Annotated in this window: 8 protein-coding genes; 7 read left to right on the forward strand and 1 reads right to left on the reverse strand. The window is 45.8% G+C overall.

The features are described from left to right. From B9J87_RS02655 to B9J87_RS02685, 7 genes are all read left to right on the forward strand, one after another. Window positions 1-874 (forward strand): hypothetical protein (locus B9J87_RS02655; protein ID WP_254918087.1); only part of this gene is annotated, 874 nt, incomplete at its 5' end. Between the two features lie 247 nt (window positions 875-1,121). Continuing rightward, window positions 1,122-2,093: a tripartite tricarboxylate transporter substrate binding protein gene (locus B9J87_RS02660; RefSeq protein WP_047689163.1), complete on the forward strand. Its 972-nt coding sequence runs from the start codon at window positions 1,122-1,124 to the stop codon at window positions 2,091-2,093. Window positions 2,094-2,295: 202 nt separating this feature from the next. Further along, a complete protein-coding gene (locus tag B9J87_RS02665; RefSeq protein ID WP_010318351.1) occupies window positions 2,296-2,793 on the forward strand; it encodes a tripartite tricarboxylate transporter TctB family protein in 498 nt (165 codons plus the stop codon). Window positions 2,794-2,802: 9 nt separating this feature from the next. Further along, complete coding sequence (locus tag B9J87_RS02670) at window positions 2,803-4,329, forward strand: tripartite tricarboxylate transporter permease (protein ID WP_017046152.1); 1,527 nt, start codon at window positions 2,803-2,805, stop codon at window positions 4,327-4,329. 140 nt (window positions 4,330-4,469) lie between these two features. After that, window positions 4,470-5,171 carry a response regulator gene (locus B9J87_RS02675; protein ID WP_013856957.1) on the forward strand — a complete coding sequence of 234 codons (702 nt, stop codon included), beginning with the start codon at window positions 4,470-4,472 and terminating at the stop codon, window positions 5,169-5,171. Between the two features lie 27 nt (window positions 5,172-5,198). Continuing rightward, window positions 5,199-6,500 (forward strand): ATP-binding protein, encoded by a 1,302-nt coding sequence (locus tag B9J87_RS02680; protein ID WP_094149309.1) that lies wholly within the window; start codon window positions 5,199-5,201, stop codon window positions 6,498-6,500. Window positions 6,501-6,645: 145 nt separating this feature from the next. Next, window positions 6,646-7,014, forward strand: coding sequence for a diacylglycerol kinase (locus B9J87_RS02685; protein WP_094149310.1), 369 nt, complete (start codon window positions 6,646-6,648; stop codon window positions 7,012-7,014). A 104-nt stretch (window positions 7,015-7,118) separates the two neighbouring features. On the opposite strand, the gene B9J87_RS02690 is transcribed toward B9J87_RS02685, so the two are convergent. Beyond that, the gene (locus B9J87_RS02690; protein ID WP_217898075.1) at window positions 7,119-8,210 is read right to left on the reverse strand and encodes an alkene reductase; all 1,092 of its coding nucleotides are present in this window, start codon (window positions 8,208-8,210) and stop codon (window positions 7,119-7,121) included. Window positions 8,211-8,253 lie beyond the last annotated feature (43 nt).

The raw sequence follows: 8,253 nt of genomic DNA on the forward strand, positions 1-8,253 counted from the left end.
GAATAAGCAGTGCAACCCATTACCGATGACACGGCCGTCACTTATGAATCTTTACAAGAGAATCACGCACTCTCCTTTTGGTTACGCTCTCGCCTGCTCGTTGCTCTTATCTGGATGCATTGCTTACAACAGTAAACCGAAAAATCCGCGCAGCTACCCACTACTGAGTGAGGCGATCTATTCTGAAGATGATCTTTCATTGGCAGACAACCCAAATATTATTCGCACGGCAATAGAGCAGAATCAATCGGTTACGATCAATGACATCAACGCGCTAACAAGCCAGTTACCTATTGTTTTTCCTGAATTAAATTTACACCTTGCGCAAGAACACTCATTTGATGTTCGCTTATTTCAAAGCGCAGTACAGCAACTTGTTGCTCAATTTGCTTGTGAATTGTACAGCAGCCAGCAAATGCCCGATTCGGTTCAAATGTGTGCAAACGATGGCCGTGTAACACCGAACAACTTAGGTTATTTGCCTTTCCAGCAAGGCAAGTATTCGGGTGAGCGCTTAACGGTTCATCGACATTCTCAACCGCAAGGTTCTCAATCGCACAGTGTAGCGGTTGATCTCTATCTTAAAAGCACATCGGAGCGACCACTGAGTTCAATATGGGGCTCGACGCATACTTTAGGGCGGTTCCATGGATCGCACTTTTCATCGGACAGTGTGGTACTCACCGTCTACTTCGAAGGGCATGTGTTAGATGAGCGTCATCAATGGCAAGCCCAATATCCCGAACCTTTGATCTTTTTCTTGCTGCTACCCAGTATCACGACCTTACTTCAACAAGGTAATGACGCCTCAGCCTCACAATTTGCCACTAATAACAGCCAATTGTTGCTTGTGAACAGTGAGACAAGACGCTAACGGATGCTTATCACACAACATAAAATAACGCCGTGAACTTTATGAACAAAAACGTTTTTATGCCCTATATTGTTTTTATCTACGCATTAGAGACAAACCCGTAACAGGTTATTAACTTAACGTATCTGCATTAGATCATTGATGCAGTCATGATAACAATGATAAGCACCCTATCTCCGCCTGTAGCATTCAATCACAAACGCTCCAAGGTAAAGATGAAGATGCGCCCTACATAAGGAACGTGAATATGTTTAAGCAGTTCAAACCAACCCTCACTGCATCCATTCTGGCTGCAACCTTTTCTATTAGCAGCTTCGCCGCTGATATTGAGAAACTTCACATTTTAGTACCCGGTGGCGCGGGTGGTGGTTGGGACATGACGGCTCGTGGTACAGGTGATGTACTGATGAAAACCGACATTGTCGGCAATGTGTCTTACCAAAACTTATCCGGTGGCGGTGGTGGTAAAGCGATTGCACACCTAATTGAAACCGCAGACCGCCAAGAAGATACCTTGATGGTCAATTCCACACCGATTGTGGTTCGTTCTTTATCCGGTGTTTTTCCACAATCCTTCCGCGATTTAACACCGATTGCCGCCACCGTTTCTGATTATGGCGCTATCGTTGCTGCGGGCGATTCAAAATACAAAACGTGGGAAGATGCGGTTGCCGATTTCAAAGACAACCCGCGTAAAGTGAAAGTCGCTGGCGGTTCTGCTCGTGGCAGTATGGATCACTTAGTCGCCGCAGCCGCTTTCAAAGGGCAAGGGTTGGATCCAAAAGAAGTTCGCTACATCGCCTATGACGCGGGTGGCAAAGCCATGGCGGCACTGCTTTCTGGTGAAACACAACTGCTTTCAACAGGCTTAGGTGAAGTGCTTGAAATGTCCAAGTCTGGCCAAGTGAAAATTTTGGCGATCACCGCCCCCAAACGTTTGGAATCTGCCCCGAATATTCCAACATTAACTGACTATGGCAACCCAACTGTATTTGCCAACTGGCGCGGCTTCTTCGCAGCCCCTGGGATCAGCCAAGAGAAGATTGATCAGTGGAACGCAGCACTAGCGAAAATGTACACCACCGATGAATGGAAAGTGGTACGCGACCGTAATGGTTGGATCGATAACTATCAAGCGGATAAAGAGTTTTACGCCTTCTTAGAAGCCCAAGAGAAAGAGATGGGTGATCTGATGCGTGAGCTCGGTTTCCTGAAGTAAGGTCGCTAAGGGGACAGTTCCTTGCCTTGTCCCCGCTAGCAACACTTTTGCCGTGTGCAGTTATGCTCAATACTCCTTTGTTTATCAGGCAAATATGGATAGGAAAACCTTCATATACCTATCCCTTTACCCTTAGTTAATCAATTCATTAACTCGCTGCTACACGGCTCTTTTCTCCCCTATTTCTACCATGGAGTTGGATATGTCGGATCTGCCAACCAAATTTTTCAGCAAAGAATATTTACTGTGCCGCGATCGCGTTGGCGCGTTGATCTTCCTTGTTCTTAGCCTTTGCTACGGCTATCAAACGACTCAAATACCGATGTTTCCCGGTGATGAATATGAACCGTTTAACGCCCAAACCTTGCCGACTCTGCTGACTTACGCTGGAATTGGCCTCTCTTTGTTGATGCTGGTGTTAGGGCAGCCCGATAAACAAAGTGGCGCAGTATTGCACTTCAACTGGAAATTGTTGATTGGTTTTTTAGTATTGATGGCGCTGTACGGACTTGGCCTAACCTATTTAGGCTTCGTACTGGCCACCAGTTTCTTTCTACTCGCTGGCTTTTATATTTTGGGTGAAAGACGCAAATCAGTGTTATTTGGTGCTTCTTTTCCCTTTGTCATTGCGTTTTATCTGCTGCTTACTCAAGGTTTGGACATCTACCTTGAGCCCGGCGTTATTTTCACACTCTGGTAGGAACTGATTATGTTAGATGGAATTTTACAAGGGCTTTCTACCGCCATGATGCCAATGAACATCTTCATGGTGATTGTGGGCTGTTTCGTCGGTACTTTTATCGGCATGTTACCCGGGCTTGGCCCGATTTCGGCCATCGCGTTGATGATCCCGATCACCTATGGCCTTGAACCATCTTCAGGTTTAATTTTAATGGCCGGCGTTTATTACGGCGCTATTTTTGGCGGCTCCACTTCCTCCATTTTGATTAATGCTCCCGGATGCTCAGCAACCGTGGTCACCGCGTTTGATGGCTACCCCATGGCGCAAAAAGGCCAAGCTGGTAAAGCGTTAGCCATCGCCGCTTACGCCTCTTTTACAGGCGGAACCTTGTCAGCGATTATGCTCTTGGTCGCAGCGCCTGCACTGGCCAGCGTGTCACTGAGTTTTCAATCCTCTGACTATTTTGCGTTGATGCTACTCGGTCTATCGGCGGTCGCTGCCTTTGCTGGAAAAGGACAAGTCCTTAAAGCATGGATGATGGTTGTTCTTGGCTTGATGCTCTCTACCGTTGGTATTGATAAAGGCGTAGGTGTGGAACGTTTTACCTTTGGCTTAACTGATTTAATGGACGGTTTTAGCTTCCTCTTGCTGGCGATGGCGACATTCGCTTTAGGCGAGACATTAATGGGTATTTTAAAACCAGAAAACGACACGCGTACAGATGAACAGAATAAAATCAGCAACTTGGGCAGTATGAAAATCACCAAAGCAGAATTTAAAGAAGCGGCTCCCGTTTCAATTCGTGCTTCCATTTTAGGTTTTTTCACTGGCGTGTTGCCCGGCGCTGGCGCAACCATCGCCGCATTTTTGAGTTATGGTATGGAGCGCAGCTTAGCGCCCAAAGATAAAAAAGAAGAGTTCGGTAAAGGGTCTTTGCGTGGGCTTGTTGCACCAGAGTCAGCCAATAACGCCGCCTCTAGCGGATCTTTTGTTCCGCTATTGACACTCGGCATTCCCGGCTCTGGCACCACAGCGATCATGCTTGGAGCCCTGCTCTCTTACGGCATTCAACCTGGCCCTCGTTTATTTGTTGATCACCCTGATGTCTTTTGGTCTGTCATCATCTCAATGTATCTCGGTAATATTGTACTTATCATCCTTAACTTGCCGCTTATTCCTTATATTTCAAGGCTATTGGCGGTACCGAGAACCGTATTGCTGCCGATGATTTTGTTCTTCTCAATCACCGGTGTTTATTTAGTTTCGTTTAACACTATGGATGTTTACGTAATGTTGATCGTCGCGATGGGGGCGATTGCTCTACGGTTAGCCAACTTCCCGCTGGCACCACTGCTGCTTGGCTTTATTTTGGGTGGATTAATGGAAGAGAACCTTCGCCGCGCGTTGATGATCAGCGATGGGGAGTTAAGCTTCTTGTGGGAACGTCCGATCACTTTCGTGTTTACCGTGCTTGCAGTGGTGATGTTGACTAGCCCACTTGTGGTGATGCTGGCGAACAAACTTCGCTCTTCACCGACCAAAGCCGTTGAATAACAAGAGATTGTATCAATAGAAACTCATCCAACCATACAAAGACCTAGCGAAAATGCTGGGTCTTTGCTTTACTATGCACTTCAAATTTTTCCAATGTCAGCGATTGTCATGTCGTTCATCGTACCTATCTAGGAGTCTCCATGACGGATAGACACTCTTTAATCATCGTTGAAGATGATCTAAAACTCAGAGAAATGTTAACAGAATACTTTGAAAGTCAAGATATTAGCGTCATTGCCCTTGCTGAAGGTGCCAAAGCGAGCGCGGTCATTTTAGAGCAACAACCAGATATCGTGTTACTGGATTTAATGCTACCCGGTGAAGATGGGCTGACAATTTGTAGACAGATCCGTCCTATGTACAACGGTAAGATATTGATGCTAACCGCCAGTGATGACGATTTTGATCACGTTGCAGCACTGGAAATTGGTGCCGATGATTTTGTGACAAAGCCGATTAAACCACGCGTCTTGCTTGCAAGAATGCGTATGCTACTGCGCAGAGTCGACAACGAGCCAATTCAAACCGCGAAAACCGTGCTTGAATTTGGGGCCTTATCTCTCAATCAATCTCGACATCTGTGTGAAATGAATGGTGAGGCCGTAGCGATGACCGACAGCGAATTCGACTTGCTGTGGCTACTGGCATCAACACCAGATCAAGTCCTATCACGGGATGTATTAACCAAAGCGTTACGCGGGATTGAATACGATGGGCTTGATAGAACCGTCGATAACAAGATTGTCATTTTGCGTAAAAAACTCGGTGATGACTCTTCCACACCGAAACGCATTATTACGGTCCGAGGGAAAGGATACCTTTTTGTACCAGACACGTGGTAATGACCACGTATTTTAGAAGAAACCTGTATGCGTCGTATCTACGTTGAATCTTTTGTTGGTTTATTGCTCTTTTTTTTAGCGACACTCATTACCATTGAACTGGTCGTTTACCAGCTTGGTACTGACTACGATTATGTACTTGAAGATTATCAAGCTGAAGCATTTCATGACTTGGTCACTCGTATTTATCAGCATGAAGGTGAAGCTAACACCTTAAATGTACTAAAAGAATATGCCGATAAAACACGACAACTGATAGAGACGCATACTGAAAAGACCTTACCCTCAGATGTGCGAGCGTTTTTCTTTACCACCGCCCCCAATGCCTACACCTACTACGATGATGATCGTTTTTTATGGTTGCGCCTTACGTCCACCTCACCAATTTACAGCTTTAAACCCGATGAAGAATCACCACTGAGGCAAGCCATTTTCTTCGCAGATAATCTCTCACTTTTGCTGCTTGTCGTCGGCTTTGCACTGTACTGTGTGTTGCTGATCTGGTTCATCAGTCGGCGAGTGCGTGAATTGGAAAAAGTGACCTTAGCCTTTGCCGCTGGTGATCTAACCGCTCGCGCCTCCATCAAAAGCGGCGATAAAGTCGGCTCTTTAAACAAAAGCTTTAACTACATGGCGAGCAAAATTTCCGCTTTGGTGCTCAGCAATAAAGCGCTGAGTAATGCCGTAGCTCATGAGTTACGCACCCCTATCTTTCGGATCCAATGGCAAGCAGAAATGTTGGCCGATGAATCTCTGACACCAAAACAAGCGGCGAAAGTCGCCAGTATCATCGAAGATACCGAAGAGATGGAAACGATGGTCGATGAACTTCTTTACTACGCGAAAGTTGAAAGGCCAGAAAACGAACTCAATATGCAGACAATTCAGCTCAATTACTGGCTCGAACCGATACTAGATAAATGGCGCAGCAACAGCGTAGTCGAGATCCAGTTGCTGCCATTAGCACAAGTCGCCACTTTACAGGTCGATCCATACCTTCTCAAAAGAGCTCTGGATAATTTATTGGGTAATGCTCAGAAATACGCCAAAAGCAAAATAGCCGTTGAAACCTCCGTGATCAACGCAGGTCAAGCAGTGCAAATTGATCTCCATGATGATGGAGAAGGGATTGACCCGCAGCACTGGCCATTCATTTTTGATGCTTTTTACAGCGCGGATCTCTCACGTGGAGAGCGACAATCAGGCTTCGGATTAGGCTTGGCCATCGTCAAACAGATCGTTTTACGCCACAACGGCCAAGTATCGGTGGCTAAAAGTGTGTTCGGAGGCGCTTGCTTTACTCTTGTACTACCCGTGGTGGGCGTTTAATATCAGGCCACTTAAGAGAATCAGTGAACTGACGTCATTGATTCTCTTTTTTAACATGAGGGTGCGGGGCGAAGGCTATTTTACGTCTACACGTAATTCACTCATGCCCATTGTCATAGTTATTCATTATTAGGTTGTTCATTTTATGAAACCAGGTCGTACGGGTATAAAGCGTCTGTTTTATGCCACAGGTTATTCAATACAAGGGCTGAAAGCCGCGTGGCTAAACGAAGCCGCTATTCGACAAGAAACTGTCACTTCAATTTTGTTGATTACCATTACTTTCTTTTTGCCTGTCACTAAAATTGAGCAAATCATGATGATTGGTTGCTTAGTCTTAGTTGTGATTGTGGAGTTGATGAATTCCGCCGTGGAAGCCGTGGTTGACCGCATCGGTAACGAATGGCACGAACTCAGTGGCCGCGCCAAAGACATCGGTTCAGCTGCCGTACTGATCGCGTTGATATTTTCAGCATTCACATGGATGTTTATTCTGTGGCCTTATTACTTTTAGCGTATCATTTTGGCGCGCGTTAATGGCTCATTGCTTTATAACGGCCAACCAGTTGTAAAAAAGCCAGCAGAATCATAGAACAAACGACTGCTGGCTATCTCGATTTAGGAATGGTTTGGATAATCTGTATATCCCTTAGTACCTCCACCAAATAAGCAACTTGGATCAAATGCCGATAATGTACGGTTCATTTTCAAACGCTCGACTAAGTCTGGATTCGCAATAAAGGGACGCCCAAATGCGACTAAGTCAGCGTAGCCGTTTTCCAAGATTTGGTTTGCTCGCTCAACGTCATATCGGCCTGCAACAATAATGGTATTGGTGAACAGCTCACGTAAATGTCGGCGAAAATCTTCAGGGATTTGTGGAGCATCATCCCAATCAGCTTCTGACAAATGCAGATACGCAATACCGAGTTTCTGTAATTGCTCCGCCGCTTGTAAAATCGTTGGGACGATATCTGAGCAGTTCATATCTTTAAATGTGATGTAAGGCGCCAAGCGAACTCCAACTTTGTCAGCGCCAACCTTATCAATGATTGCACTCACAACTTCCATAAGAAAACGTAAGCGGTTTTCTCTGCTGCCACCATATTGATCAGTGCGATGATTCGAATTGGTTCGCAAAAACTGATCGATCAAATAGCCATTACCACCATGAATTTCGACGCCATCAAAGCCAGCCGCAATCGCATTGTGTGCAGCATTAGCAAAATCGCGTACCACTTGGTTAATCTCTTGCAATGTCATTGCTCTTGGTTCAACGCATTCCATCATCTCACCGGCACTCCCCGGCTGTGCAATCCAGACTTTGGTATCGACTGGAGCAATAGCTGAAGGAGCCATCGGCTTTTTACCTTGTTGAAAAACAGGATGCGATACTCGCCCTACATGCCATAGCTGATTCACTATTTTTCCTCCGCGATCATGCACGGCTTGAGTGACCTGCTGCCAACCCACTATTTGTTCTGGCGTGTATATGCCAGGAGTAAATGAGTATCCTTGGCTATCGTCTGATATTTGTGTTGCTTCAGTAATAATCAGACCAGCACTCGCTCGCTGAGCATAATATTGCGCCATGATGTCGTTGGGAACATTACCCGGTTGACTTGTCCGAGCACGCGTCATCGGGGCCATTACCAGCCGGTTATTCAAAGAAAGTGGACCGATTTGTATCGGGGAAAATAAGCTACTCATCATTCAATCGCTCTGTATTGGGTTGTTATCCATAGGCTATAAC

It is taken from the genome of Vibrio sp. V19_P1S1T109 (assembly GCF_002241375.1).
Lineage (GTDB): Bacteria > Pseudomonadota > Gammaproteobacteria > Enterobacterales > Vibrionaceae > Vibrio > Vibrio anguillarum.

Coding starts and splice junctions, on each gene's coding strand:
- B9J87_RS02660 (WP_047689163.1), top strand. CDS start 1,122: ATGTTTAAGCAGTTCAAACCAACCCTCACTGCATCCATTCTGGCTGCA.
- B9J87_RS02665 (WP_010318351.1), top strand. CDS start 2,296: ATGTCGGATCTGCCAACCAAATTTTTCAGCAAAGAATATTTACTGTGC.
- B9J87_RS02670 (WP_017046152.1), top strand. CDS start 2,803: ATGTTAGATGGAATTTTACAAGGGCTTTCTACCGCCATGATGCCAATG.
- B9J87_RS02675 (WP_013856957.1), top strand. CDS start 4,470: ATGACGGATAGACACTCTTTAATCATCGTTGAAGATGATCTAAAACTC.
- B9J87_RS02680 (WP_094149309.1), top strand. CDS start 5,199: ATGCGTCGTATCTACGTTGAATCTTTTGTTGGTTTATTGCTCTTTTTT.
- B9J87_RS02685 (WP_094149310.1), top strand. CDS start 6,646: ATGAAACCAGGTCGTACGGGTATAAAGCGTCTGTTTTATGCCACAGGT.
- B9J87_RS02690 (WP_217898075.1), bottom strand. CDS start 8,210: ATGAGTAGCTTATTTTCCCCGATACAAATCGGTCCACTTTCTTTGAAT.